Raw genomic sequence first — 26,288 nt, forward strand, 5'->3', positions numbered from 1 at the left:
CTTAGTATTCGACACACTAAAGGCTACCGGTCTTTTCTTTTTTTGTAAATAAGTAAATTGGTCTACAAAAAAGATTTCCACGACCAGATGAATTATTCATCCAACCTATGAAAATCTTACACTAACTAAACAAAGAGTTTCATCATTAATTGAATTAACCAATCAAACAGAGCAAAGAATAGTACGAAGAACAGAGTCAATGAAACAACAATAGTCGTATCACGACGATTCTCTTTAGCTGTTGGCCATACAACTAGCTTCATTTCGTGGTTAACACTCTTAATAAATCGAATTAAGTGCATATTTTCCTCCACTATCTGCTTTCGCGATGAGTAGTATACTCACCGCAATGTTTACAGAACTTACGTAATTCTAATCGTTCTTGTCGTTGAGGGTTAGCGGTAATCGTATAATTACGCGCACCGCACTTTGTACATTCCAACGCTACTTTTTTCTGGGACATACTTATCACCTCCACACAGTACTTAGGTTAGCACGAATCAAGGTTTAAAAGCAATAAAATCAAAATTATTTTAAAGGATGACGAGAGTTGAAGCCTTGGTAGATCAATAAACTTGCTGCCACACTCGCATTTAAACTTTGAACATGCCCAACCATTGGAATTGTTAGCATTTCATCACAAGTTTTCTTTAGCAAGGACGAAATTCCTTTACCTTCATTACCAATAACTAAAGCAACAGCACCATGGGCATCCCATGTTCGGTAATCTTTTCCTTTCATATCAGTACCGAACAGCCAAACGCCTCGTTCCTGCAATTCTTTAGCAGTTTGAACCAGGTTTGTTACTCGGGCAACTGGTACGTGTTCAATTGCTCCCGTGGATGTTTTGGCAACCACTGAAGTCAACCCTACCGCTCGCCGGCGTGGAATAATAATACCATGAACACCAGCGGCATCAGCTGTCCGCATGATTGAACCTAAATTATGCGGATCTTCCAGTTCATCAAGAATGAGAAAAAATGGATCTTCACCATGCTTGGCCGCATTATCAAAAAGGTCATCAATAGTTGCATACTGGTATGCTGCGACAGCTAACACAACTCCCTGGTGATTTTGCCGGTCAGTCATCAAGTCCAATTTATTCTTAGGAACATTCGATACTACTAAGTGGCGTTCCTTCGCTAATTTAACAATCTGGGAAATAGCATCTGCCTTTAATCCCGACTGAATAAAAACTTTATTAATTTCTTGGTCAGATTTTAGTGCCATCACAGCTGGATGCCGACCAATAATAAAATCTGTATTCTCATTTTTCATGTGCTGTTCGCCCCGCTTCTACTTGTTCAATACACCATTGCGCTAATTCAGCTAATCGCTCTTCTTTACCAGCTAATTTGAGATAACCCATCACCGCTTCAAATCCGGTGGAAATTCGATAAGTCATAACTAATGTATTCTTAGCATGAGTATGACTGTTAGCATTTCGGCCACGCTTAAAATACGACCATTCTTCATCTGACAATAACTCGTCTTTTTTCATCAGGTCAATAAGAGCCGCCTGTGCTTTTGCTGAAACATAGTGGGTAGCAATATGCTGCAATTTCGTTGGCTTGCTAATTCCCTTGGTTAAAAGATGCTGACGAACGTAAACCTCATAAGCTGCATCCCCTAAATAAGCCAAAGCAATTCCATTAAGTTGTCGATAATCTACTTGTACCATAAGGATCCTTTCTATTCCTTTTTATAACGTGTTCCTTGGGGAGTATCTTCAAGAATAATCCCTTGTTTCTTAAGGTTGTCTCGGATTTCATCACTTCGCGCAAAATCTTTATTCTTCCGTGCTACATTTCGTTCTTCAATCAATTGCTTGATCTTTTCATCATTAATTTGATTGTCACTTGCTTCCAGCTTAACGCCAAAAATACTCATTAATTCAACAAGCTCTTTTTTGATTGCGTGAATGGCACCTAGGTTAACATTATCTTGTTGAGCATAAACATTTGCATACTTAACTAATTCGTACACTGTGGCAATCCCATTTTGGACATTGATATCATCATCCATCGCCGTAATAAATTGGTGATGGAATTGTTCGAGACGATCAGTGACTCCTTGAACATCTCCTTCATCGGCATCTTGTTCACGATAAGTCAAGTTATCAAAGGCTGTTTGAATATGGTTAAGATTATTTTGCGCATCAGTTAAATTGGCCTGACTATATTGAATTGGACGCCGATATTGAGTAGTTGCCATAAAGAAACGTAAAACTTGCGGATCTACTTCCTTGATAATTTCATGAACAGTAATGAAATTATGGAGAGACTTACTCATCTTCTCGTTATCTTTTCCAATTGTTACAAAACCATTATGCATCCAGTAACGAACAAACTTTTGACCTGTTTCTGCTTCACTTTGGGCAATCTCATTTTCATGGTGAGGGAATTCAAGGTCTTGTCCCCCCGCATGAATATCAATTGTCTTGCCCAAGTACTTAGTAGACATCACTGAGCATTCAATGTGCCATCCTGGACGACCTTTTCCCCACGGTGAGTCCCAACTAATTTCGCCGGGCTTAGCTGCTTTCCATAAAGCAAAATCGAGCGGATCTTCCTTTTTATTAACTTCATCTGTACTAACATGTTCACTCGCCCCAACTTCAAGATCATCAAGTGATTGTCCAGAAAGTTGTCCATAGCGTTTAAACTTTCGTGCCCGATAATAAACATCCCCATCTTTAGGGTAGGCATATCCTTTTTCTATTAAGCCTTGAACGAACTTAATGATCTCGGTAATGTTTTCTGTTGCCCGGGGATGAAGAGTAGCTGGTTCAATATTAATTGCCGCGGTATCTTCCATAAAAGCATTGATATATTTCTCAGCTAATTGTGGAACAGTAATCCCTTGCTCGGCTGCTGCCTTAATCATCTTATCGTCAACGTCCGTAAAGTTTGAAACGTAATTTACTTTATATCCCTTAAATTCAAGATAACGCCGGACTGTATCAAAGGCGATCGCACTGCGCGCATTTCCGATATGAATGTAATTATAAACCGTCGGACCACAGACATACATGTTAACAACGCCTGGATGCAATGGCTTAAACTCTTCTTTTTTTCTTGTTAACGTATTGTAAATTGTTAGCATGTCTATCCGCTCCTTAAAAATCATTAATAAAGAATTAATTTGTACAGTTAATCTTACCACATTCCGTATTAGAATAGCATTTCTGATGGTATTAATTTGCATCCAAAAAATTATTTACCATTTGGTCATACTTTCTTCACATTCTACTGTTATTATATATATCGTAGTAAAGATGAACTTTACTACATCAATGAAACCTATTATTTTTCAATTACTCCTCCCAATAGTAACCGAAAAAAATATTTTCTTTTTTACGAAATCTCCCCCAAGATTATCGTAATACTCCCTAAGAAGCAGCTTTTTCCCGAGCTGCTTCTTTTTTTGTTTAAAAAAATAGCTGGAAGTAGAAATCTCTCTTTCTCTTCGCAGCCATTCTTTATTATTTTTTCTTGTCTTTATTATTCCGATTTTCTTTATGTTCCGTATCCGTATGCTCGTCAATTCCTCGTTGTGAATGGAGCGGACGTGCAAAGATCATTCGACCGGCGTCTGTTTGAAGAGCACTAGTTACTTCAACTTCAATTTGTTTATCCATAAAGTAACGCCCATCTTCAACAACCACCATCGTTCCATCATCAAGATAAGCAACCCCCTGTTGTCGTTCAGTTCCTTTTTTCACAACAACAACCGTCATTGTTTCGCCCGGAATAACTCGCGGTCGCAATGATTTCGCCAAGTTATTAATATTCAATACTTGAACATTTTGGAATTGAATTACTTTATTAAGGTTATAATCATTTGTCACAATTACCCCATCGACTTTTTTAGCGAGGGCAATTAATTTACTATCAACCTCTGGAATATCTTCAAAGTCCTCATCATACATTTCGATTGGAACAATTTTTTCTTTCCGTAACTTATTTAAAATATCAAGGCCACGGCGTCCACGAACACGCTTAATGCTTTCGCCAGAATCAGCAATATATTGTAATTCATATAAAACAAAGTTAGGAACCAGTAACGTTCCTTCTAAAAAACCCGTTTTGACTAGATCATAAATGCGTCCATCAATCAGAATATTCGTATCTAGAATTTTATAATGATGGTAATTATCATCTTGACGTTCAATTACATTGCCACCATCATTTTTGCCACTTTTGGCATGGGTAAATGCTTTGCGCCAATCATCTAACCGCGTCGTACCAATTCGAAAACCAAAATAACTAAAAATAATCATTAGAAGGATCGGCAAAATATTATTAATTACCGGAATCCTCGTTCTCCACAATGGAATGGAAATAAGAACTGCTAAAACTAAGCCAATAATCGTTAGCAAAGTCCCAAAGAAAAGGTATACGGGACTATGCTTGGTTAGTTCTTTTTCAATTCGCTGAATAAACTTTTCAGTGCCGCTAACCAATGGGAGTGATAATAGCCAGAAAATAAGTGCACCAATAATAATGTCGATAAATACTAATAATGCCGGATTAAGAGCGATGTTCAAAATCCCCCACAATAATGGCAAATAGTAAAATCCCACTGCCGCGCCAACTAGAATATAAATAAGAGTAATCATTCTACGCCGCATTTGCTTCATCCTTTCAATTATTTATTTTTTACCCCAACGCTAAATATAACGCTTCTTTAAGGGTTGAGACCCCAACTACTTGAATATTAGTTGACGGTTTCCAACCTTTTAAATTATTTTTGGGAATAAATATTCGTTTAAAGCCAAGTTTTTCTGCTTCAGCAACCCGCTGTTCAATGCGGTTTACCCGGCGAATTTCCCCAGTCAAACCTACTTCACCGACAAATGCATCAGTTGGCTGGGTTCCTTTATCCCGATAACTGGAGGCAATACTTACTGCAATTGCTAAATCAATTGCTGGCTCATCTAACTTAACGCCCCCCGCTGCTTTTAAGTAGGCATCTTGATTTTGAAGCATTAGGTTAGCACGTTTCTCTAATACTGCCATTATCAATGATACTCGATTTCTGTTCAAACCGGTAGCAGTTCGCTGTGCATTCCCATAAACAGTCGGTGTTACCAGTGCCTGAATTTCAACCAAAATTGGTCGCGTTCCTTCTAATGAAACAACGACCGCTGAACCAGTTGCATCATGTAATCGTTCCTCTAAAAAGATTTCTGATGGATTTTTTACTTCTGTCAGCCCATTTGTATGCATCTCAAAAATACCGAGCTCATTGGTTGAACCAAATCGATTTTTCACTGATCGCAATATACGATAAGTATGGTGCAGGTCTCCTTCAAAATACAAAACCGTATCAACCATGTGCTCTAAAATCTTGGGACCGGCGATTGCACCACCCTTTGTCACATGACCAACGACAAAAATTGTAATGTTATTACTTTTAGCAATCTGCATTAACTGGGCGGTAACTTCACGAATTTGCGATACACTACCAATTGCGGAACTTACATCAGTCGCCTGCATTGTTTGTACTGAGTCAATAACTACATATTCTGGCTTAAGGTCACGAATAGTATCCTGAATACTATCCATGTTCGTTTCTGGATACACATAAAAGTCATCCCCAGCAACTTTCAACCGTTCCGCCCGCATTTTAATTTGTGTCCCACTTTCTTCTCCAGACACATATAAAACCCGGTGATGCTCATCACTTAATTGTCCAGAAACTTGTAAAAGGAGGGTTGATTTCCCGATTCCAGGATCCCCACCAATTAGAATTAGCGATCCTGGAACGATTCCACCACCTAATACGCGATTTAACTCGTTCAATTTTGTTTTAACACGAGGAGTTTCTGTACTATCAATCTCATTAATTTTCTGTGGTTTGGCAACTAAGCCAGTTAAGGTGGTAGTTGCTTTTTTCGTTGGAGCTGAACTGGTTTCTACCTGTTCTTCTACTAAAGTATTCCACTCACCACAGTTTGGACACCGCCCTAAGTAGCGTGGTGAGTTATAACCACAGTTTTGGCAAACATATTGTGTTTGAACTTTTGCCATTGCTTTAATTCCTCTCTAAGTTTATTTATTCTTTTGTTGAACCAAATCCACCAGTCCGTTTAGCGGTTGGTTGTTCTTCACCATCAACGATTAAATATGGCATAAAAATTCCCTGACCGATCCGTTCTCCCTTTTTTATATGATAATCCCGCAGCCCATAGTTAATAAGTTGGAAGAAGATTTCACCTTCATTACTATCATTATCATAATAATCTGCATCCACAATGCCGATTCCATTTGGTAGAATTAAGCGGCGTTTAAAAGGACCACTTGATCGGTTAGCTAATAAAAGAAATTCATCAGGTTGCATATAGGCTTTGATGCCGGTGGGTACTAAGTATGGCTTTAAGCAGGAATCAGCAGCCTTAAATTCTTCATCAGTTAGCTTTTTTTGTTGATGGATTTGCCATAGTGCCTTCAAGAAATTGCCTTTCCAAATTGATGGCAGAATAAAATCTTCTGATGCCTCAAAATCATATCCGGCCGCCCGCGTTGTTTGCCGTTGGGGTAAATGTATATCTTGGCCTTTCTTACTAGAAACAATCTTAAATCCACGTTTCATTACGTTCACCTCATAGTGTTTTATTCTTAATAATTCCAGTATACTATTATATGCTAGATAATAAGTTAATGGTATCGCTTTGATAACTTGACTTTTAAAAGCAGTTTATCGAAAATTATTATGAAAGGATGTGTTTATATGCAATATCGAATTGATGGTCAGCGGATCATTGCTTTTGACGATCAAGAACCTTTAGTTGGCGAGATCAGTTTTCCAAAAGTTCCAGATACAAATGATCACGTTGTCGTTGAACGCGTTTTTGTGCAACCAACTTACCGTGGGCAAGGAATTGCAGCTGAACTAGTACGTCAATTTGTGGATTATGCAACAAAAAAACAATACATTGTCAAGCTCATGTGTCCATATGCGGTAGCGCAATTCAAACTACATCCAGAATATCAGCAACTATTGCCAGTTGCAGATCGCTTTAATTAGGAGGAATATTAATGGATCAAAATGCATTAAAAGAACAAACAGGTAAGGAATCAGTTAAGTACATTAAATCTGGGATGATTGTCGGTCTTGGAACTGGATCAACCGTTAAATATATGGTTGATGAGCTTGGTAAGCAAGTCCAAGAAGGTAAAATCAAAGATATCATCGGTGTAACGACTTCAAACCGAACTGCTAAGCAAGCACGCGACCTCGGAATTACAATTAAAGATATTGATGACGTTGACCACATCGATTTAACTATTGACGGAGCCGATGAAATCAGTGATGACTTCCAAGGTATCAAAGGTGGCGGTGGTGCCCTCCTTTGGGAAAAGATCGTTGCCAATGCTTCAAATAAAGTAATGTGGATTGTCGACGAAAGCAAACTCGTCCACAAACTTGGTGCTTTCCCTCTTCCGATTGAAGTAATCCCATTTGGTTCCCAACATGTCTTTGACCGTCTTGAAAAGAAAGGCTACAAGCCAACTTGGCGGATGGACGGAGATAAAAAGTTCCGTACTGATGAAAATAACTATATTATTGACCTTCACCTTGGCAAAATTGACGATCCGAAGGCCTTAGCCGATGAATTGATCCACATGGTTGGGATTGTCGAAACTGGTTTATTCTTAAATCGAGTTAACGACGTAATTGTTGGTACTCCAGAAGGTCCAAAGGTATTGCACGCTCGTTAATTCAATCTATTCAAAGGAGATATTGCAAATGAGCTTTTCAATTAATAAAGAAGATATCGCTAGTTTTCATAAAAACTACCGTCATCACCCTAATAGCAGTGTCTTAGAAAATACTGTTACAAAAAACGGTGTACGGAATGCCAGCTTTAATTGGCATTCAATTGCTGATAATACTCCTCATTTCTCCATTGACCTCAAAACCGGGAACGTTGCTGATCAAAAACAATCCGGTCGTTGTTGGATGTTTGCGGCACTCAACACAATGCGTCATGATATGCAGCAAAAGTTTAACTTACCTGATAATTTTGAACTTTCACAAGCTTACCAGTTCTTCTGGGACAAGTTTGAAAAATCCAATTACTTCTACCAAAACGTAATTAAGACTGCTAAAAAGCCTACCGACAGCCGAAAAGTTTCCTGGTTAATGAACGAGCCACAAAACGATGGTGGGCAATGGGATATGCTTTGTGCCCTTATCAGCAAATATGGGGTTATGCCAAAAGCAGCAATGCCCGAATCATTTAACTCTTCTAACTCCCGGGGAATTGATGAAGTCCTAAACAATAAGCTTCGTCATGATGCCGTTATTTTGCGGAAAATGATTAACGAAGATCATGCAAATGAAGAAGCAATTAACGAAGCGCGCCGTAAGATGTTAAACGAAAATTATCGAATGCTTGCTTACACGTTTGGTGAACCGGTTAGCCACTTTGACTTCGAATATCGGACAAAGAAGGACAACGAATTCCACCGCGATACTAACCTTACTCCTCAAGAATTCTTTAAGAAGTATGTTGGCTGGAACCTTGATGACTATATCTCAATTATCCAAGCACCAACTGCTGATAAGAAGTACCACCAAACTTACACTATTGACATGCTTGGTAATGTCGTTGGCGGCCGCGAAATCAAGCACTTAAACCTGCCAATGGATGAATTTATGCAACTTGCGATTGAACAATTAAAGAATGGCGAAAGCGTTTGGTTTGGTTCAGATGTTATTAAATATTCAGAAACTAAACTTGGGATTATGGCCCTTAACACCTATGACTACGACAAACTATTTGACGTTGATCTTGAAATGACCAAAGCTGAAGCACTTGATTATGGTGAAAGCATGATGGATCACGCAATGGTTATCACTGGTGTTGACCTTGTCGATGGTAAGCCAACCAAGTGGAAAGTTGAAAACTCATGGGGGAACAAGGTCGGCCATAAAGGTTACTTTGTTATGAGTGATGATTGGATGGACAAGTACTGCTACCAAGTCGTCATTAATAAGAAGTACCTTAGCGAAGATCTTAAACATGATTACGCTAAGAGCCCAGTTGTTCTTAAGCCTTGGGATCCAATGGGAACTTTAGCATAATAATTTAACATTAATTTGTGAAAAAGCTGTGATAAATATATTTTATTTATAGCTTTCAAAAAAGATCTCTAACACTGTAACACACAGACGTTGGAGACCTTTTTTATTATTCAGTAATATCTGCACCGAAGTACTTTTCAGATAGCTTCTTAACTGTGCCATCTTGTTGAAGTTCCTTAAGCGCTTTATTGTAGGAAGATTGAATAGCAGTATCTTTCTTGTTAAAAAGCGCTGAAATCTTGGCTGGATCTTGTTCACTAGAAACATCAATCATCTTAAGACCCTTAGTACTGTTCTTCTTGCTGTAAGCGTACCATGCTTCACGCGAGTTAACGGTTCCGGCAGCCCGACCTTGCTTGATCATATCTAAGGAACTAGCAAAATCGCCATTTGGTGTAAGGTTACCCTTATATTTTTTAACCACATTCGCATTATTAGTTCCTGTACCAGCAATAATTTTCTTCCCCTTAATATCCTTCAAGCTCTTAATATTACTATCAGTAGGAACAATTAATGCAAACCGTGACTTGATATATGGCGTAGAGAAATTATATTGCTTTGCTCGTTCTGGTGTCTGTGTAATGTTGTTCATTACTACATCAAACTTACCTGAACCAAGGCCGGCAATTAGCGAATCCCATTTAGTTGGTACAAAGTTAGCTTTTAAGCCCATCTTTTTAGCAACTGCTTTACCAAGGTCTACTTCAAAACCAGTTAATTTGTTATTTTTACGGTAAGAATACGGGGAGTAAGTTCCCTCAAGACCAATTGTCAATTCTCCCTTATGAACTAATTCTGAATTAACAGCTGATGAAGCAGCAGAGACACCTGTAATTCCCGCAGAGGTACCGACTGTTAAGGCTGCAATTGTTAATAGTGCTTTCTTCCAAAATTTCATTATTCTAAACTTCCTTTATTTTAAATTTTCCATTGTCATCGAGGCGATAAAGTTCTTAATTCGTTTATTTGGATTATCTGGAGCAAAAAACTCATCCGGAGTACCATCATATAAAATTTCGCCGTTTTCCACAAAAATAATCTTATCCGCAACATGTTTCGCAAAGACCATGTTATGAGTAACAATTACCATTGATTGTTTTTCTTCAGCTAATTGCAATAGAACCTTCAACACACTAAGCTCTAATTCTGGATCAAGGGCAGAAGTCGGTTCATCAAGTAAGATATACTTTGGTGACATTGCTAATGCCCGGGCAATCGCTACCCGCTGTGCCTGTCCACCAGACAATTCATTCGGATAGGCTTCTCCGTAATCTGCTAAGCCCACTTTAGCAAGTAAATTATGCGCGTTTGCAATTGCTTCCTTTTTTGCCTGTTTCAAAACCTGTGTTGGTCCTTCAATAATGTTACCAAGGACAGTTTTATTAGGAAAAAGATTGTAGTCTTGGAAAACCATCCCTGTTTCTTGACGAATTGCCAACTTATCTTTATTGCTTACTTTTTGACTGAAATCCAAATGATGATCATCAAAATCGTACTGGCCGCTCTCTGGCATTACTAATAAGTTAAGCGAGCGAAGAATTGTTGATTTACCCGATCCAGATGGACCAACCATTACTGTTGTTTTACCTGCAGGAAACTCTAACGTGGTATTTTTCAAGACATTTTTATTACCAAAACTTTTATTAATATTTGTTAATTTCATTTTTCTCACCTATTATTTGCATTTACTTGACGGTCTACTACCCGCTCAAGATACCCTTGGAAATAAGATAAAACTGTCGTAAAGACCGCGTAGACCATTGCTACTAAAGTATACATAAGTAATGGTTGATAGTTTTCGGCCGCAATCTGTTGACTGACGGCAAACATTTCCATAATTGTAATTGAAGCAGCTAATGACGTGTCCTTTACCAAACTTATAAAACTGTTTGATAAAGGCGGTAAAGCTACTCTTAAGGCTTGCGGTAAAATAATTCGCCACAAGATTTGCAACCGCGTCATTCCGATAGCTGCACCTGCTTCCCATTGCCCAGTTGGAACTGAACTAATCGCTGCCCGAATTGTTTCGGAAGCATAAGCACCGGTATTAAGCGAAAATGTAATAATGCCGGCTGTAAATGGTTCTAATTTTATTCCATGTGGCAGGACTCCCTTAATTCTCAGATATGGCAGTCCAAAGAATACAATAAATAATTGAACCAGTAGCGGTGTTGACCGAAAAAGCCAAACATAAAAACTAGCAATCCATTTAAGAATCATGAATGCGCCACGTTGACGAGAGAGACGAATTAAAGCTGTTACTAGTGCAATAATCAGTCCAAAGAAAAATGAAATAATCGCTAACGGAATCGTATATTTAAATCCCGCTGCTAAGAGTTGTGGTAAAGATGTTTTGATAATTTCCCACATAAGTCACAATTTCCCTTCTTCTATAATTAATCTAATTTTTTAAGTGCTTGTTGCAAGTCAGCAATAATATCTTCAGGGTCCTCAATTCCCACTGAAAGACGAATCAACTCATCTTTAATTCCGTTTTCTAATCGTATTTCCCGGGGAATAGATCCATGAGTCATGACAGCTGGAACTTCAATCAAACTTTCAATTCCCCCCAAGCTTTCGGCAAGATCAATCAATTGTAGACTTTCAACAAACTTCTTCGCATCTAATCCATCCTTAAGTTCAAAGGAGATCATTGCTCCAAAGTTCCGCATTTGCTTAGCTGCAACCTCATGACCAGGGAAATCTTTTAAGCCTGGATAATAAATTTTTCCAATGTGGTCATCATTTTGGAGGAAGTTAATAACTTCATTCGCATTTTCTTGGTGAACTCGCATCCGCGCACCGAGAGTTTTCATCCCCCGTTGTAATAGCCAACTATCATCAGGACCAAGCGTACTACCGATTGAGTTTTGCAGGAATGCTAATTGTTCAGCAATCTCATCATCGTTAGTAACTGCTAATCCGGCAACAACATCACTATGGCCGCCTAAATATTTGGTTGCGGAGTGAACAACAATATCTGCCCCAAGAGTTAACGGTTGTTGGTTATAAGGAGTAGCAAAGGTATTATCAACAATTGTCTTTATTCCATGCTTTTTTGCGATATCAGCAATTGCTTTAATATCAGCGATTTGTAAGAGCGGATTAGTTGGTGTTTCAAAGTAAACTGCAACGGTATTATCTTGAATTGCATTTTCTACTGCCTCAAGGTCTTGCATATCAACAACAGTAAATTCAAGACCAAAGCGTTTTAATACCTTATTGATTAACCGGAATGTTCCCCCGTATACATCGCTGCCAACTACAAAATGATCGCCTTGCGAGAATAAAGAAAAAGTAGCATGAATAGCAGCAGATCCAGAAGCAAATGCAAAGCCAGCTGTTCCATGTTCAAGCTCTGCAATTAATTTTTCAAGAGATGCACGTGTTGGATTTCCTGTTCGAGAATATTCCCATTTAGGTTCACCGCCAAGAACGTGTTGGTGGAATGTTGATGAACGGTAGATTGGTGTTGAAACGGCACCAGTTGTTGGATCCTCACTATTACCGCCATGAATTAATTGGGTGTTGAATTTCATAATATCTATCTCCTTTAGAATGCAAAAATGAATACAAAAAAGGCGCAAACTCAAGAGCTTCTCACTTGAATTTGCGCCTTATGCATTTATTCCCGATTACGTTAGCAGTTACTCAACTAAAAGTAAGCACGCCAAACTGTGGGTCGCATAAGACGCGATCCACAACAACAAACAGTAGCGTTAATTAATTGTTTGTTAAACATGACGTGTTCCTCCTAACTTAGTATGTCAAAATCATAACTTATAAAAAATAAGTTGTCAATACAATTACTAAAATTTATTTAAATTGATCGTCAAGAAACTTCTGCACAATGTTATAAATTGTTGGACTCCAGAAATCTCGTTCATGGTTCGCACCCTTAACCCGGTACGCTTCAACAGAATTTCCATTATCCTTCAACCGCATATACATTTTTTCCATTTGTTCATATGGAACAACTTTATCAGCATCTCCGTGGAACAATAAGAATGGTGGATAGTTTTGCCCATCTTTGACTTGATATAGGGGACTCATTTGCTTTTCAATTTCTGGCCACTTTGATACATCAGACCCCAATAAGCAATATTGCAGTAACTTATTTCCTGGAACATTAGCATCATACTCAAACGTCTTTTCCACATCCATTGGGGCAAAACAACTAACCACAGCATCTACTGCATCCGATTCGTCTTGATAAAGGTCAACTTTATAGCGCGGATCATCACCCGTTAAGCCGACTAGCATTGCCGCATTGGCTCCAGAGGAAGTACCCCAAATTGCAACCTGTTGCGGATCAATTGCATATTTTTGCGCATTGGCCCGTAAGAAACGAATGGCTGTCTTAACATCTTGCAAAAACGCAGGAAATGGGTGACCATCAATTGAACTACGGTGTTGAACAGTCGCTACAATATAACCGGCCTGAACAAATTGAACCAGTTGTGGAATTTCTTCTCCCATTTTTGGTGTTCGCCACGAGCTTCCTTGAACAAAGACAATCAATGGCCGAGGTTCAGTTTGATATTGTTTTGGGAAACGTTGCGTCCACGGTGCTAAGATTGACATATGTAATGCCTCACCATCCATCGCACCATAAACAATATTTTCAATCAAGCGTACTTGGCCGCTTAACGTTGGGTTATTTGCTAATTCGTGTATTGTCATCAATTTCACCATCCATTGTTATAAAAGTCTTTTTAATGACATTAAGATGATCATCAAAGCGATATAAAATTGGCTTGCCATTTGGAACTTCCACTTTATCAATATCGTCATCTGAAATACCATCTAAATATTTAATTAATGCCCGCAAAGAACTACCATGGGCAACAATTAACTGATTATGTCCATCAATCAAACGAGGCGCAATATGGTCTTGCCAATATGGGAGGAGTCGTTGGAGCGTCATTTCTAAACTCTCACTAAGCGGAATCTTAACTCCTAAGCGATCATAGCGGCGATCATGCTGACGCTCTTTTAATTGTGGTGGTAAATCTTTAAAACCACGCCGCCATTTATGAAGCTGTTCTGCACCAATCTCTTTCTTCACTTCATCTTTGTTCCGACCACTCAATGCTCCATAATGACGTTCGTTTAGTCGCCACGTTTTATGAACCGGAATATATAACTGATTAATTTCTTCTAGGATAATATTAGTTGTCATGATTGCCCGTTCCATGTAGGACGTATACGCATCACTAAATTGGATACCTAGTCTTAGCAATTCCTTGCCGACTAATTCACCCTGTTCAATTCCTTTAGGAGTCAACGGAACATCAGTCCAGCCAGTAAAAATATTATCACGGTTAGCTTGACTTTGCCCATGACGTACAATTACTAATTCTGTCATTTTTTCACTCCCCTTTGCCACTATCTTATAATAGCGCATTTTACTAGTTCTTAACAATTAAACTAGCTGCAGAAGGTTATTTTACAGTCGACTTTTCTGCCGTATAATTATTAAGGTAAGTATTTGAGGAAAGGAGAAATTAAACTGATTTGGTTTAATTCTCAATTTTATGAAATCTAAAATTGCTAATCTAATTAATTGGGGGCTACCATATTGTGCCATCGCCGCAATGGCCTATTTAATCATGTTCCCCCAGTTTGTATCACATGGAGTTATTTTAGGGACGGACTCCATTTTTCACTTTAACCGTTTTTACGATGCAGCTAAGCAAATTCAACAGCTTAATTTTAGCTATTTTCAAAGTAATTATAGTTTTCAACAAAGTGGTCGCATCATCAATGCCGTTTATGGCCCCCTCTTTGCATATTTAAATGGGGCTATTCTTGGCGTAGTAGGAACTTGGTATCAATATCAGATCGTCACTACCTTTATCGTCTATCTATTAGGTGGAATCGGCATGTATCGACTTGGTATCCGTGTTCATAGTAAACGGACATTTGCAATTATCTGTGCCCTAATCTATATGAACATTGGGTGGCTTCCACGATGGGAATTAGCACAGAATATGAATGCATGGGGAGCTGCTCTGGCTCCTTATATGGTAATTTGTGGAGTACGCATGATCCAGGACCACCAACGACCAGTTAACTGGCTACAATTGATGACCCTGATGACGATCATCATTCAGATCCACATGCTAAGTTCTTTATTTTTCGTGATTACCCTAACACCGTTTTTTATTATTGGGTTAATTATAACGACTAATCGTAAGCAAATGTGGATCGAAACGCTAAAGGCAGTCGGCGGAACGGTTATTTTAACGGCCAATGTCTGGGGAGCCTTATTAATGCTTAACCTCCATAATAATATTGCCAATCCTGCCGATTTCAGTCTCGCCGATAATGTGCTATTGCCTTCAATGTTTAGCAGTACGCGCGATTATCTAATCTACGCAATGTGGATTCTCTTTATCCTTCAACTCATCTACGTATTATTTACCTTCAAAAAATCGCTTACTAATACAGTCCTGACGTTACTTGGTTCTTTGGTCCTCCTGCTTAGTTCTTCCCTTACTCCTTGGTCCCTTTTCCAAGATGTGATCCCCGCACTTGGACACACTTTGCAGTTTCCTAACCGGTTGACAATTATTGCCTTTCCTCTTTTGCTTGCAGGAGTTGGGATCAGTGCGACAACCCTTGATAAAAAAGCGCAAGAGATTGACTTGCGAAATCAATTAATCAACGGCATCCTCTTACTAATGGTTTTTCTGGTCTTTACTCCTACAACAATTGATGTTTATAAACGAGCAGCCCGCTATGACTCAGAAATTGTTCTTAATAGTTTTAGCGCGATTACCCGCGTAAGTGAAAATAAGACCGCCCTGCGACATTCCGTCCATGATCTCTATCCTGGTCAATTGTTAACAATGGTTGAGAAGAGAAGTCCTGACTATTTGCCAATTCCTAAGAAGTATATGAATCAAAAATATGTTCGTTCTTACGCTTACGAAGGGCAAATCATTAATGAAGCCCATAAATATACTCATACTGTCTTGCCGCATGGAGGATTGCAATTATCATGGGAAGCAGGAAAAGCAGGAAAAGTTCGGTTGCCAATTATTACGTATCATGAATCACAATTAACGGTTAATGGTCATCTACTTCGCCACTATCAGCGATCTTCAGTTGGTGCTCCTTACATTCAACAGCGTAAAGGGAAAAATACTGTTACCCTCTACTTTAAGCAAGCACGGTGGTTCACCGCCTTACTAGTAATCTCATTAGTTGGCCTTAGCATGCTTGCAATTTATGGTCTTTATTATTTCTGTACCCATATTAAGAAATACTTCCAAGGGGTTACCGCTGGACAAATTAATTAACACAACAAAGCCTCTATCGCTCGGTAAAACGAACGTTAGAGGCTTTGTTTTAATTTTTTACGAACATAGCGGCATAGAATACAATCCAACCTCTTATTTTGCATTCAATACAAATGAAAACTCAACATCACGGTCGGCAAGAATATGATACTGTTCTTCAACATCTGCACCCCAGCTATCAATTCCCCCGACTCCTCGAACCGCCCCTGCAACAACGAGAACAGTTCGTCGTGCAAGTGGGAGCTCTTCGATGTGTGTTGCATTTTCCAATTCCTCCGCTGTATATGGTAAACAACTAAAGGCAAATGGTTGCGCATCCTGCTTAACAGTTAAGCTAAACGATTCACGAGAATGATCAGCATTATTTTGGGTGGAATCGCGGGTAATTGTTAATGCATGGGTATCCATGTGCATTCCATTTTCTTGGGGAACGAGATACTTAGTAACTGGTAAACCATCAACATGGAAGGTGCCCTCAGTCGCTCCTGCCATCCGGTCGGGATAAGTTTCACCGGACAATCCTTGATAGTCAAAGCCAGTAGCAACTGTTGGCATGATAAAACGCATTCCTACTACTGGTAGACCAGGTAAGTCTTCATGACCGTAATAGTGCATTGTCACTTTAATCTCACCTTGTCCGTTAACCTCATAAGTTACAGTGACTTGCGTGGCCGGAACTGTTAGCGTCTCAAAAGTATACTTAATCTTGACGTTCTCAGCAGATACCGGATCACTAAATTCATTGGTTATCGGCGCAATAGGTAATTCAGCAAAGTGCTGGTTATCAACTGTCAGGTCAATCCCAACACACTTATGGAAAGTATCCGCTGCTAACCACTGAGCCGAACGAATATTAAAGCCGCTTCCTCGATCATTGTCAGTGGTTGCCCGCCAAAATGTCGGCATTGGTTCACGATATAGCCATTCTTTACCGTTTAGTTTAAGCGATTCTAATCCACCACGCTCATAGCTAAAAATATAATGAAAACTGTCACCACTAAGTCCTAATGTCGCATCACCATATATCACGCGTAATTTATTTGTGTAAGCCATAGTAGTATCTTACCTCCTGCATTGCTGGCTTCGGTGTCCGATCAGCAAACATCAAGCCATCTCCCGAGAATTCGTAATCTGAGTGACGATCATCGAAATCACCACCATAGCGCATCACTTCTTGCCCACTTACCGGATCCTTAACAAGGAGGGCTTGGTCAATAAAGTCCCAAATGAAGCCGCCAAAGTATTGTGGGTATTTGTCAAGTAAGGAAATGTACGAACCCATTCCGCCATCAGAATTTCCCATGTCATGCATGTACTCACATTCCATAAATGGCTTGTCTGGATTGTTCTTCAAGTACTCCTCAACTTCTTTAGGTGGTAAGTACATCCAGCTTTCAACGTCTGAGACCCGATCACGGTATTCAGGAGTATGACAAACACCCTCATAGTGAACAAGCCGACTGTCATCATGCTTCTTATAGAATTCATTCATTTTGACAATATTATCGCCAGCATATGATTCATTACCTAACGACCAGAATAAAATCGACGGGTGGTTCTTAAATGTTTCATAGTTAGTTCGTGCCCGATCTACTACTACGTCACGCCATTGAGGAACTGAACCAGGGACGTTATATGATGGTTCAATTGCCCCCATCTTTTGCCAGGTAGCATGAGATTCCAGATTATTTTCGGCCATCATGTAAATTCCGTTATCATCACAAAGGTAATACCACGGAATCTGATCTGGATAGTGACACGTCCGAACGGCATTAATATTATTTTCCTTAAAGGTGTGAATATCACTCGTCATATCATCCATCGTGATCGCACGGCCCCGTTTAGTATCCCATTCGTGCCGGTTAACACCATTTATGATCAGCCGTTGACCATTCAATAAGACAACATGATCTTTATTAATTTCAATTCGCCGAAAACCAAAACGGTATGGAACGAGTTCGACCAAATTACCTTCGTCATCACGAATTTCAATCAACAATTGATAGAGGTAAGGATTATGGTTATCCCATAAGTGAATATTTTCTAAAAATTGATCCTGAACTTTTACCGTGGAGTCAACAGGATGTGTTTCATTGACGAGCGTATTACCATCATTGTCGATAACCCGTACATTAACGTTCCCAGTCTTTTCACCGTGAAGTTGTAAGTCAACATTAAAAATACCGTCCTGATAATTATCAGTAACAATTGGTCGAATATTAAGGTCTTCAACGTGAACAAGTGGTTGGGCTAATAGGTTTACACTCCGGAAGATACCAGAAAAGCGGAACATATCTTGGTCCTCAATCCACGAGGCGGTACTATGCTTGAAAACTTCCACAGCCAAAACATTACCTTTATCTTGAATGTAAGGAGTCAGGTCAAATTCAGAAGGAGTAAAACTATCTTCAGCGTAACCAATAAAGTGACCATTAAGCCAAACATACATGGCACGCTCGACACCGTCAAACCGGATGCGAACCTGCTTTCCCCGTAAGGAAGGATCAAGGTCAAAATGTTTTAAGTATTCGCCAACAGTATTGTCATCCCCATCGCTAAACGATCCTTCTTGCGCATCATCAGGACTAAGGGCATACGCAGGACGACGGTATATCTTTCCTTCCCACGGAATCAAAGTGTTAATGTAATTATTTTGGGCATAATTATTTAGTTCAATCTCACTAGGGACTTCGATTGTTCCAAAACTACTACTATCATAATCTACCTTATAAAAGCCATTTTCGCGTTCACGCGGGTTTTCAGCAAAGTTAAATTGCCATTGACCATCCAAGTTTTGCGCAAAACGACTATTATTATGACGCCATTCATCATAGTTACCGTAATAATAATGGTCACTATGCGCAGGTAATTGATTGATCCGGAATGTTTCTGGATCATCAAGCCATTTGATATCTGCATCCATTGATAAATCCCTCCTCGTTACTATCTACAACACCTAAAGTATAGCGCTTTCATTGATGGGATAGCAAGAGGAGAGGTAAAATTTACGTAAATTTTATTAAACAGAAATTTTAAACAAAAAAGGCACTGAGTAAATATTACTCAGTGCCTTTTAAGTAGTGCGGCCGAGAGGACTTGAACCTCCACGGTCATAATCGACCATAAGATCCTTAATCTTACGCGTCTGCCAGTTCCGCCACGGCCGCATATCAACCAACGAATATTATTATAGCAAGATACCTATTCGTTGGCAACAACTTTTTTTAATTTTTTAAAAGAAATTTGTGACCACATCGTCGACAAATGTATCGTTGGGTATTGAAACGCCGTTGTCGCGCGATTTCAACACCACAACCGGTACATATATAATGCCATTTTTTCTTAGAATTTACCTTTCTTTTACTAGTTGGTGGCGCATATCTTGATCCACCAACCTGTGTCAATAGAGCTTTAAATTCCCTACTGCGATGGTGATAATCCATTCCTAACAGATGTAAATGATAATGACACAATTCATGAAGAACTACTTGGCGCAGATTATGAAGATCAAATTCAGTATACATTAACGGGTTGATATCAATATGATGGTCACTTAAATGATAACGTCCACCGGTTGTTTTTAACCGCTTATTAAAAAATACCTTGTGCGTAAATTCCCGCCCAAAGTATTCTTTTGACCACTGTTCAGTCAATTGTTGTAATTCCGCATTAGTCATTTGTGACTGTCTCCGGTTCAAGCATCGTTAATTGAATGCGCTGACGCTTCAAGTCAACATCATCGATCCATACGTTCACAATATCACCAACGGCTACCATTGCCCGCGGATCACGAATGAATTGCTTACTCATCTTTGAAACGTGAACTAACCCATCATGTTTGACACCAATATCAACAAAGGCCCCAAAGTCGACAACGTTCCGGACAGTTCCTTGAAGTTTCATCCCCGGTTTAAGGTCTTCAATCGTCATTACATCATGACGCAATAACGGAGCAGGCATTGAATCACGAAGGTCACGGCCAGGCTTTTGCAAGGAAGAAATAATATCAGTAACCGTTTCAGTCCCGACTTGATCATCCGTAAACTGCTTAACATCAATTTTCTTTAACTTATCATCAGCACTTGGCGTTCCCAACTCATCGACATTAATCCCTGCCGCTTGAATAATCTTTTCCGCCACCTGGTAACTTTCTGGGTGGACATCAGTATTATCTAATGGATTTTCGCCACCAATAATCCGTAAGAACCCAACTGATTGTTGATAAGCTTTTGGTCCTAATCGTGGAACCTTCTTTAGCTGTGTCCGGTTAGTATACCGCCCGTTTTCATCACGGTAGGTAACAATATTCTTAGCAATCGTTTTATTAAGCCCCGAAATCCGCGTCAATAATTGGTAACTAGCTGTATTGAGGTTAACGCCAACCCGGTTTACCGCCCGTTCAACAATTGTTTCCAGTTCTCCGTTCAATTCTTTCTTCGGCAAATCATGCTGGTATTGGCCTACTCCAACCGCTTGAGGATCAATCTTGACTAATTCCGCAAGGGGATCTTGCAAACGACGACCAATACTGATTGCGCTTCGTTGTTCAACATGCAGATCAGGGAATTCATCACGTGCTTCTTTACTTGCAGAGTAAACAGAGGCACCGGCTTCATTTACGATGACATAATAGATTGGCCGTTTGATCTTTTTAAGTGCTTCCGCAACAAACTGTTCTGATTCCCGGCTAGCTGTCCCGTTCCCAATTGCAATCATTTCAACGTGGTACTTTTCTAGTAAATCAATAAACTCACTTTCTGCTGTCGCACGTTGCTTTTCTGGCGCCGGCTTGTGGGGATAAATAACTGCTTTAGTTAAAAATTTCCCATTTTCATCAAGAACTGCCAACTTACAGCCAGTTCGGTAAGCAGGGTCAAAGCCTAACACAACTTTTCCTTTAATTGGTGCTTGCATCAATAAATGATACAGATTTTCACCAAAGACTTTAATCGCCTGTTCATCAGCACCTTCTGTTAATTGTCGCCGCAGTTCCCGTTCAATTGCTGGACCCAAGAAACGCTTATAAGCATCCTTGTAAGCTTCCTCAATAAAGGCAGTCGCATCATTTTTCTTGCTAGTTTTAATCAAACGGAAACGAAGGTAATTCATCACTGGTTCTTCATCTAAGGTGATTTTGACGTTAATAATCCCTTCTTTTTCTCCACGATTAAAGGCTAAGATTTGATAGGAATTTAATTTTTGAACCGGACTAGTGAACTCATAATACTGCTTATAAGTCCCCAGCTCATCTTTTTCTTCCCCACCACGTTTTACACTTGTCTCTAATTGACCATGTTGGGCAGTATAATTTCGCAACCAGCTTCGTACCGTGGCCATTTCACTAATTGCTTCAGCCAAAATTTCATGTGCCCCTGTTAATGCACTCTCAGCATCAGGAACATCATCGTTAATAAACTCTTGCGCCTTCGCACTTAAATCGTCATCAGGATAAGATAATAGCCAATTTGCTAATGGTGCTAAGCCATGTTCACGAGCTTGTTGGGCCTTTGTCTGCCGCTTTTGCTTATATGGCAAATAAAGGTCTTCTACTTCTTGCAATTCAGTCGCACCGTTAATTTGCTTTTCGAGCGCCGGGGTTAACTTACCGAGCTCTTTAATTTTATTGATAACTGTTGCTTGACGTTCCCGCAATGTCGTTACCCGGTGATACTCATCCCTGATAGCTTGCAATTGAACTTCATCAAGCGTGCCCGTCATTTCTTTACGGTAACGGGCAATGAAAGGAATCGTATTTCCTTCATCCATTAATCCGAGGGCTGCTTTAATTTGTTGAGGACGAATATCCGGTAATTGTTTGCTAACAAGTTGAAGTGTTTCTTCTTCCATTCTCTGTTAAACTCCTTCTTAAACTAGTAAAGAGACTGAGTTGATGCCCAGCCTCCCATTTTATTATCAATTTACTTCCACCAAGTATCGTATGGAGCAATCGGTAAGTGACGCTTATGTTGAGTTCGACGATACCAGCCTTCAATTTTTTCAGCAACTGCTGGCGAAACTTCACGACCTTCTAAATAGTCATCGATTTCATCATAACGAACACCAAGCGCTTCTTCATCTGGACGCATTGGTTTGTCTTCTTCCAAGTCGGCAGTTGGTGTTTTATCATAAAGCTTTGCCGGTGCTCCTAAGAACTGTAATAAGGCTTTTCCTTGTCGCTTATCCAATCCAGAAAGTGGCGTAATATCTGCACCACCATCCCCAAACTTAGTATAAAACCCAGTTACTGCTTCAGCGGCGTGATCTGTTCCCACTACAGCTCCTTTGTTTTCTCCGCCAATCGCATATTGGACAATCATTCGTTCCCGGGCTTTAATGTTTCCCTTATTAAAATCGCTAATTGGCGTGCCTGCTTCATTTAAGGATGCCACCATCGCATCAGTAGCCGCCTTAATATTAACCCGCATTATTTTATCAGGTTTAATAAAGTCATTAATTGCAAACATTGCGTCCGATTCATCAGCCTGCTCACCATATGGAAGTCGGACTGCAATAAATTGGTATTCATTGTCGCCAGTCTCTTCCCGCAGCTTTTCGACGGCCAATTGTGAAAGTCGTCCCGCTAAACTTGAATCTTGGCCGCCAGAAATTCCTAATACCAGGGTCTTCATCTTAGTGGTTTGGAGAAAATCACAAATGAACTGAACACGGTTAGTTACTTCTGTTTGGGGATCAATTTGTGAGTTAACGCCTAATGCATTAATTATTTCTTCTTGATACTTTCGCACTACAGATTACCTCTACTTATTCAATGATTTAACATATTCATGAACTTGGTGAATTAATTTAAGTTTATTATCATAGCATTTCTGTGATAAATCGACCGGATATACTTCTGGGTTTAAATCTCGTTTATATTCATCCCATAAAGCATTTAAACTATCAAAACGGTGTTGACGGCTCTCCTCTAAGGTTGGTTCATTATAAACATACTTACCGTCTTGCCAGATTGGCTTTAGCATTGGCCGCGCAGTAAAATCCTCCACATCCTTTTGTTGGAGCGGGAAGTTAGGATTGAACATATTGAGTGATTTTTCATTACGCGGATCCTCATCAACTAAGGTAATATAATCCCCTTCACTCTTGCGGTCTGCACGATCGTTAATCCGCCATACTTGTTTTTTGCCGGGAGTTGACATTTTACCAACATTATTTGAGATCTTAATCGTATCAACAAGTTGGCCATCTTCATCTTCAATAGCGACTAATTTGTATACGGCCCCTAAAGTTGGTTGGTCATAGGCAGTAATCAGCTTAGTACCGATGCCCCATGTATCGATCTTCGCCCCTTGCATTTGCAAGTTTTGAATTGTCTTTTCATCTAAGCCATTAGATGCGATGATTTTTGCGTCTGGAAAACCAGCCTCATCCAGCATTTTGCGTACTTTTTTAGATAGGTAGGCCATGTCACCACTGTCAATACGGACACCAATAAAGTTAATTTTATCGCCAAATTCCTTAGCAACCTTAATTGCATTTGGAACCCCACTCTTTAAGGTATCAAAAGTATCCACAAGAAAGACACAATCATGATGAGTTTCTGCATATGCTTTAAATGCGTCATAATCATTCATGTATACCTGCACAAGAGCATGGGCATGAGTTCCAGAAATCGGGATACCAAATAATTTACCTGCACGGACGTTACTTGTAGCATCAAAGCCACCAATATATGCTGCTCGCGTTCCCCACAAAGCTGCATCCAATTCCTGTGCCCGACGTGAGCCAAATTCCATTACAGTTTGGTTACCGACAATCGACTTAATCCGTGAAGCCTTTGTCGCAATCATAATCTGATAATTAAGAATATTTAAAATTGCCGTTTCAATCAATTGGCCTTCAATAATCGGCGCATCAACCTGAATAATAGGCTCATGGTTAAATACCAGATCTCCTTCTTCAAAGCTGCTGATTGATCCCGTAAATTTAAAGTTACGTAAATATTCTAGAAAGTCATCATCAAATTGATTCGTAGACTTTAAATATTCAATGTCGCTATCAGTAAAATGTAATTGCTTTACATAGCGAATAATGTGATCTAACCCGGCAAAAACAGCGTACCCATTATTAAATGGCATTTTACGGAAGAAGGCCTCAAAGACAGCACGGCGGTTACCCATTCCTTTTTTCCAGTAGGTCTGCATCATGCTCAATTCATATGCATCAGTATGAAGGGTAAGGCTATCATCCGGATAATCAAATTTCATTAGTATAATTCCTCTCAAAAGTAATATCGTTAATCAGTATTGTAACATGGATTCGTCTTGATTACTTTTCAAAGACAAATTCAAACCGTGATCCAACATATTGAGTGTGGACATATTCAAAAGGACGACCATCTTGCAAGTAAGATAGTTGGGTCATTCGCAAGAGAGCATCCCCACGCTTAATCTGCAAGTAATTAGCAATCTTTTCTGTCGCCTTCGTTGCTGAAATATGCTGGGTTGCATGACCAGGATAAAGGTTCGCCTTTTTTTCTAGTGTCCGATAAAAAGACGTGGTAATTTCTTCCTTACTAAATTTTTGAACGAGGTTAGCAGGAACAGTTGCAATTTCATAACAAATTGGCACATCATTTCCATAACGAACCCGTTCCATTCGTAAAACCTGTTCATCTGGGGCTAACTTTAATTTTTCAACCTCTGTTTGCGAAGGGATTGTCAAGTGGTAAGAAATCGTCTTACTAGCAGCTTTCTTCCCTGTCGCATGCATTAATTCAGTAAAGCTCGTTATTCCTGACATCTTTTCTTGGACTTTGCGATTAGCGACAAAAGTTCCAGAGCCAACTCTTCGCTCAAGAATTCCTTCATCAACTAATGCTTGAATTGCTTGCCGCAAAGTCATTCGACTGACGCCAAAATCATTAGCGAGTTCGCGTTCAGCGGGAATTTTATCGCCAACTTTCCACTCACCATCTTCAATGTTTTGTCTTAACTGATTGTGAATTTGAATATAAACAGGTGAACTCATTTTCTTTCCTCCTTACGCCATTGTTTGCTAAATATTGCGCATGTGTATATTTTACACCATTCCCAAAAATCTAGACCAATTTCTTAAAATATCGGCAAAAAATTAATAAAAATTAGAGACCGTTGGAATTATTACCTTCCCCTAGTCTCTAATTTTTAATTTTTATTATTTTGTCGTAATTTCAATGCTCGTTCAAGGGAGCGATCAACAATAATTGATTGCGAATCGGCAACAGGGTATGTAGTTTCAGGGTCCATCTCTTCCGCAAAAGATAATTCAGTACAACCTAAAACGACTACATCTGCTCCTTGTTCTTCAATCATTTTCCGTACTAGCTCATGATACTTGTTGCCATCAGAATGACCAGCCTCTTTAATATCATGGTAAATCAGGTCTTCTGTCATCTCGGCAATCTCAGGAGTAGGCTTGATAAGTTCATACCCAGCCTTCTCAATATAAGGATCGTATAAGTTAGCTGCCAAAGTTCCCTTAGTGGCTAATAGACCAACTCGCTTTGTATCCGGCTTAATCTTCTTTATCTCATTAACTGTTTCTTGCAACATGTTGAGAATTGGAATTTCCGTTGCTGCCTGTAACTTATCAAAAGAGTAATGAGCTGTATTACAAATTAAGACAAAGAATGCAGGATTCAAAAGGCTTTGCTGTTTAATATCTTCAATCAGGGCTTCATTAGGATCTGGTTGACTATGATCAAGAATCCATGTAGTACGATCAGGAACGGTTGCATGGTTAACAACTAAATAGTTTAAGTAATCTTGATCACGATGAATTGGCGTTCTCTTATCTAACAGACGTACATAACTCTCTGTTGCCAGCGTTCCCATTCCACCTAAAATTGTAAAAAATTGTTGCATTATAATTTTGCACGCCCTTTCT

The 26,288-nt window shown here is 39.5% G+C and carries 26 protein-coding genes and 1 tRNA gene; 4 read left to right on the plus strand and 23 right to left on the minus strand.

All coding sequences use genetic code 11. From position 1 onward, the window contains the following. Nucleotides 1–125 precede the first annotated feature (125 nt). From secE to CBG10_RS02105, 8 genes are all read right to left on the minus strand, one after another. The gene (gene secE / locus CBG10_RS02065; RefSeq protein ID WP_003666294.1) at nt 126–302 is read right to left on the minus strand and encodes a preprotein translocase subunit SecE; all 177 of its coding nucleotides are present in this window, start codon (nt 300–302) and stop codon (nt 126–128) included. Nucleotides 303–313: 11 nt separating this feature from the next. Further along, nucleotides 314–463, minus strand: coding sequence for a 50S ribosomal protein L33 (rpmG, locus tag CBG10_RS02070; RefSeq protein ID WP_094502079.1), 150 nt, complete (start codon nt 461–463; stop codon nt 314–316). A 65-nt stretch (nt 464–528) separates the two neighbouring features. Then, nucleotides 529–1,278 (minus strand): 23S rRNA (guanosine(2251)-2'-O)-methyltransferase RlmB, encoded by a 750-nt coding sequence (gene rlmB / locus CBG10_RS02075; RefSeq protein ID WP_003666291.1) that lies wholly within the window; start codon nt 1,276–1,278, stop codon nt 529–531. Then, on the minus strand, nt 1,268–1,681 hold the full coding sequence (locus CBG10_RS02080; RefSeq protein ID WP_094511485.1) for a Mini-ribonuclease 3: 414 nt from the start codon (nt 1,679–1,681) through the stop codon (nt 1,268–1,270). The genes rlmB and CBG10_RS02080 overlap by 11 nt, the downstream gene beginning before the upstream one ends. 11 nt (nt 1,682–1,692) lie before the next feature. Next, nucleotides 1,693–3,105 carry a cysteine--tRNA ligase gene (gene cysS, locus CBG10_RS02085; RefSeq protein ID WP_094511487.1) on the minus strand — a complete coding sequence of 471 codons (1,413 nt, stop codon included), beginning with the start codon at nt 3,103–3,105 and terminating at the stop codon, nt 1,693–1,695. Between the two features lie 379 nt (nt 3,106–3,484). Then, nucleotides 3,485–4,642 (minus strand): PIN/TRAM domain-containing protein, encoded by a 1,158-nt coding sequence (locus tag CBG10_RS02095; RefSeq protein WP_094511488.1) that lies wholly within the window; start codon nt 4,640–4,642, stop codon nt 3,485–3,487. A gap of 19 nt (nt 4,643–4,661) precedes the next feature. Further along, entirely contained in the window at nt 4,662–6,035 is a 1,374-nt protein-coding gene (gene radA / locus CBG10_RS02100) for a DNA repair protein RadA (protein WP_094511490.1), read from the minus strand. Between the two features lie 25 nt (nt 6,036–6,060). Then, a complete protein-coding gene (locus CBG10_RS02105) occupies nt 6,061–6,597 on the minus strand; it encodes a dCTP deaminase/dUTPase family protein (RefSeq protein ID WP_094511492.1) in 537 nt (178 codons plus the stop codon). Between the two features lie 138 nt (nt 6,598–6,735). On the opposite strand from CBG10_RS02105, the gene CBG10_RS02110 reads away from it, so the two are divergent. Genes CBG10_RS02110 through CBG10_RS02120 form a run of 3 tightly spaced genes read left to right on the plus strand, consistent with a single transcriptional unit; the run spans nt 6,736 to nt 9,096 of the window. Next, nucleotides 6,736–7,032 (plus strand): GNAT family N-acetyltransferase, encoded by a 297-nt coding sequence (locus CBG10_RS02110; RefSeq protein ID WP_179225356.1) that lies wholly within the window; start codon nt 6,736–6,738, stop codon nt 7,030–7,032. An 11-nt stretch (nt 7,033–7,043) separates the two neighbouring features. Continuing rightward, a complete protein-coding gene (gene rpiA, locus CBG10_RS02115; protein ID WP_094502091.1) occupies nt 7,044–7,727 on the plus strand; it encodes a ribose-5-phosphate isomerase RpiA in 684 nt (227 codons plus the stop codon). A 28-nt stretch (nt 7,728–7,755) separates the two neighbouring features. After that, nucleotides 7,756–9,096 (plus strand): C1 family peptidase, encoded by a 1,341-nt coding sequence (locus tag CBG10_RS02120; RefSeq protein WP_094511494.1) that lies wholly within the window; start codon nt 7,756–7,758, stop codon nt 9,094–9,096. 106 nt (nt 9,097–9,202) lie between these two features. Here CBG10_RS02120 and CBG10_RS02125 read toward each other — a convergent pair whose 3' ends face one another. From CBG10_RS02125 to CBG10_RS02150, 6 genes are all read right to left on the minus strand, one after another. Further along, nucleotides 9,203–9,994: a transporter substrate-binding domain-containing protein gene (locus CBG10_RS02125; protein ID WP_019252231.1), complete on the minus strand. Its 792-nt coding sequence runs from the start codon at nt 9,992–9,994 to the stop codon at nt 9,203–9,205. Between the two features lie 15 nt (nt 9,995–10,009). Then, nucleotides 10,010–10,759, minus strand: a complete 750-nt coding sequence (locus CBG10_RS02130; RefSeq protein ID WP_042746501.1) for an amino acid ABC transporter ATP-binding protein — start codon at nt 10,757–10,759, stop codon at nt 10,010–10,012. A gap of 5 nt (nt 10,760–10,764) precedes the next feature. Further along, on the minus strand, nt 10,765–11,466 hold the full coding sequence (locus CBG10_RS02135) for an amino acid ABC transporter permease (RefSeq protein ID WP_003667322.1): 702 nt from the start codon (nt 11,464–11,466) through the stop codon (nt 10,765–10,767). A 26-nt stretch (nt 11,467–11,492) separates the two neighbouring features. Continuing rightward, on the minus strand, nt 11,493–12,635 hold the full coding sequence (locus CBG10_RS02140; protein ID WP_003667321.1) for a trans-sulfuration enzyme family protein: 1,143 nt from the start codon (nt 12,633–12,635) through the stop codon (nt 11,493–11,495). Between the two features lie 277 nt (nt 12,636–12,912). Next, the gene (locus CBG10_RS02145; protein WP_003666275.1) at nt 12,913–13,779 is read right to left on the minus strand and encodes an alpha/beta hydrolase; all 867 of its coding nucleotides are present in this window, start codon (nt 13,777–13,779) and stop codon (nt 12,913–12,915) included. Continuing rightward, a complete protein-coding gene (locus tag CBG10_RS02150; protein WP_094502099.1) occupies nt 13,754–14,503 on the minus strand; it encodes a 2,3-bisphosphoglycerate-dependent phosphoglycerate mutase in 750 nt (249 codons plus the stop codon). Before CBG10_RS02150 ends, CBG10_RS02145 begins: the two co-directional genes overlap by 26 nt. A gap of 130 nt (nt 14,504–14,633) precedes the next feature. Here CBG10_RS02150 and CBG10_RS02155 point away from each other — a divergent pair, with 130 nt between their 5' ends. Continuing rightward, nucleotides 14,634–16,403 carry a 6-pyruvoyl-tetrahydropterin synthase-related protein gene (locus tag CBG10_RS02155; protein ID WP_094502101.1) on the plus strand — a complete coding sequence of 590 codons (1,770 nt, stop codon included), beginning with the start codon at nt 14,634–14,636 and terminating at the stop codon, nt 16,401–16,403. A 93-nt stretch (nt 16,404–16,496) separates the two neighbouring features. Here CBG10_RS02155 and CBG10_RS02160 read toward each other — a convergent pair whose 3' ends face one another. From CBG10_RS02160 to CBG10_RS02200, 9 genes are all read right to left on the minus strand, one after another. Continuing rightward, nucleotides 16,497–17,456, minus strand: coding sequence for a beta-galactosidase small subunit (locus CBG10_RS02160; RefSeq protein ID WP_094502103.1), 960 nt, complete (start codon nt 17,454–17,456; stop codon nt 16,497–16,499). After that, nucleotides 17,440–19,326 (minus strand): glycoside hydrolase family 2 TIM barrel-domain containing protein, encoded by a 1,887-nt coding sequence (locus CBG10_RS02165; protein ID WP_094502105.1) that lies wholly within the window; start codon nt 19,324–19,326, stop codon nt 17,440–17,442. The genes CBG10_RS02160 and CBG10_RS02165 overlap by 17 nt, the downstream gene beginning before the upstream one ends. A 158-nt stretch (nt 19,327–19,484) precedes the next feature. After that, a tRNA-Leu gene (locus CBG10_RS02170) sits at nt 19,485–19,570 on the minus strand. A gap of 57 nt (nt 19,571–19,627) precedes the next feature. Further along, on the minus strand, nt 19,628–20,080 hold the full coding sequence (locus tag CBG10_RS02175) for a SprT family protein (RefSeq protein ID WP_094502107.1): 453 nt from the start codon (nt 20,078–20,080) through the stop codon (nt 19,628–19,630). Then, on the minus strand, nt 20,073–22,250 hold the full coding sequence (locus CBG10_RS02180; RefSeq protein ID WP_094502109.1) for a Tex family protein: 2,178 nt from the start codon (nt 22,248–22,250) through the stop codon (nt 20,073–20,075). The genes CBG10_RS02175 and CBG10_RS02180 overlap by 8 nt, the downstream gene beginning before the upstream one ends. Nucleotides 22,251–22,321: 71 nt before the next feature. Beyond that, nucleotides 22,322–23,149, minus strand: coding sequence for an ammonia-dependent NAD(+) synthetase (gene nadE, locus CBG10_RS02185; RefSeq protein ID WP_003666264.1), 828 nt, complete (start codon nt 23,147–23,149; stop codon nt 22,322–22,324). A gap of 12 nt (nt 23,150–23,161) precedes the next feature. Beyond that, a complete protein-coding gene (locus CBG10_RS02190; RefSeq protein WP_094502111.1) occupies nt 23,162–24,628 on the minus strand; it encodes a nicotinate phosphoribosyltransferase in 1,467 nt (488 codons plus the stop codon). Nucleotides 24,629–24,689: 61 nt separating this feature from the next. Beyond that, nucleotides 24,690–25,391 (minus strand): GntR family transcriptional regulator, encoded by a 702-nt coding sequence (locus CBG10_RS02195; protein ID WP_003666262.1) that lies wholly within the window; start codon nt 25,389–25,391, stop codon nt 24,690–24,692. 155 nt (nt 25,392–25,546) lie between these two features. Beyond that, nucleotides 25,547–26,266 (minus strand): aspartate/glutamate racemase family protein, encoded by a 720-nt coding sequence (locus CBG10_RS02200; RefSeq protein ID WP_003666260.1) that lies wholly within the window; start codon nt 26,264–26,266, stop codon nt 25,547–25,549. Between the last annotated feature and the right edge of the window lie 22 nt (nt 26,267–26,288).

The sequence above is a fragment of the Limosilactobacillus reuteri genome (assembly GCF_002254085.1).
In the GTDB taxonomy this organism is placed as follows: Bacteria; Bacillota; Bacilli; order Lactobacillales; family Lactobacillaceae; genus Limosilactobacillus; species Limosilactobacillus reuteri_K.

Excerpts from the sequence above, each read along its gene's own strand:
- CBG10_RS02095 (WP_094511488.1), bottom strand. The coding sequence starts at position 4,642 with ATGAAGCAAATGCGGCGTAGAATGATTACTCTTATTTATATTCTAGTT.
- CBG10_RS02140 (WP_003667321.1), bottom strand. The coding sequence starts at position 12,635 with ATGAAATTCAACACCCAATTAATTCATGGCGGTAATAGTGAGGATCCA.
- CBG10_RS02160 (WP_094502103.1), bottom strand. The coding sequence starts at position 17,456 with ATGGCTTACACAAATAAATTACGCGTGATATATGGTGATGCGACATTA.
- cysS (WP_094511487.1), bottom strand. The coding sequence starts at position 3,105 with ATGCTAACAATTTACAATACGTTAACAAGAAAAAAAGAAGAGTTTAAG.
- CBG10_RS02190 (WP_094502111.1), bottom strand. The coding sequence starts at position 24,628 with ATGAAATTTGATTATCCGGATGATAGCCTTACCCTTCATACTGATGCA.
- CBG10_RS02110 (WP_179225356.1), top strand. The coding sequence starts at position 6,736 with ATGCAATATCGAATTGATGGTCAGCGGATCATTGCTTTTGACGATCAA.
- rpiA (WP_094502091.1), top strand. The coding sequence starts at position 7,044 with ATGGATCAAAATGCATTAAAAGAACAAACAGGTAAGGAATCAGTTAAG.
- CBG10_RS02150 (WP_094502099.1), bottom strand. The coding sequence starts at position 14,503 with ATGCGCTATTATAAGATAGTGGCAAAGGGGAGTGAAAAAATGACAGAA.
- radA (WP_094511490.1), bottom strand. The coding sequence starts at position 6,035 with ATGGCAAAAGTTCAAACACAATATGTTTGCCAAAACTGTGGTTATAAC.
- rlmB (WP_003666291.1), bottom strand. The coding sequence starts at position 1,278 with ATGAAAAATGAGAATACAGATTTTATTATTGGTCGGCATCCAGCTGTG.
- CBG10_RS02135 (WP_003667322.1), bottom strand. The coding sequence starts at position 11,466 with ATGTGGGAAATTATCAAAACATCTTTACCACAACTCTTAGCAGCGGGA.
- secE (WP_003666294.1), bottom strand. The coding sequence starts at position 302 with ATGCACTTAATTCGATTTATTAAGAGTGTTAACCACGAAATGAAGCTA.
- CBG10_RS02175 (WP_094502107.1), bottom strand. The coding sequence starts at position 20,080 with ATGACTAATGCGGAATTACAACAATTGACTGAACAGTGGTCAAAAGAA.
- CBG10_RS02165 (WP_094502105.1), bottom strand. The coding sequence starts at position 19,326 with ATGGATGCAGATATCAAATGGCTTGATGATCCAGAAACATTCCGGATC.
- CBG10_RS02155 (WP_094502101.1), top strand. The coding sequence starts at position 14,634 with ATGAAATCTAAAATTGCTAATCTAATTAATTGGGGGCTACCATATTGT.
- rpmG (WP_094502079.1), bottom strand. The coding sequence starts at position 463 with ATGTCCCAGAAAAAAGTAGCGTTGGAATGTACAAAGTGCGGTGCGCGT.
- CBG10_RS02080 (WP_094511485.1), bottom strand. The coding sequence starts at position 1,681 with ATGGTACAAGTAGATTATCGACAACTTAATGGAATTGCTTTGGCTTAT.
- CBG10_RS02200 (WP_003666260.1), bottom strand. The coding sequence starts at position 26,266 with ATGCAACAATTTTTTACAATTTTAGGTGGAATGGGAACGCTGGCAACA.
- CBG10_RS02125 (WP_019252231.1), bottom strand. The coding sequence starts at position 9,994 with ATGAAATTTTGGAAGAAAGCACTATTAACAATTGCAGCCTTAACAGTC.
- CBG10_RS02180 (WP_094502109.1), bottom strand. The coding sequence starts at position 22,250 with ATGGAAGAAGAAACACTTCAACTTGTTAGCAAACAATTACCGGATATT.
- CBG10_RS02145 (WP_003666275.1), bottom strand. The coding sequence starts at position 13,779 with ATGACAATACACGAATTAGCAAATAACCCAACGTTAAGCGGCCAAGTA.
- CBG10_RS02120 (WP_094511494.1), top strand. The coding sequence starts at position 7,756 with ATGAGCTTTTCAATTAATAAAGAAGATATCGCTAGTTTTCATAAAAAC.
- CBG10_RS02195 (WP_003666262.1), bottom strand. The coding sequence starts at position 25,391 with ATGAGTTCACCTGTTTATATTCAAATTCACAATCAGTTAAGACAAAAC.
- CBG10_RS02130 (WP_042746501.1), bottom strand. The coding sequence starts at position 10,759 with ATGAAATTAACAAATATTAATAAAAGTTTTGGTAATAAAAATGTCTTG.
- CBG10_RS02105 (WP_094511492.1), bottom strand. The coding sequence starts at position 6,597 with ATGAAACGTGGATTTAAGATTGTTTCTAGTAAGAAAGGCCAAGATATA.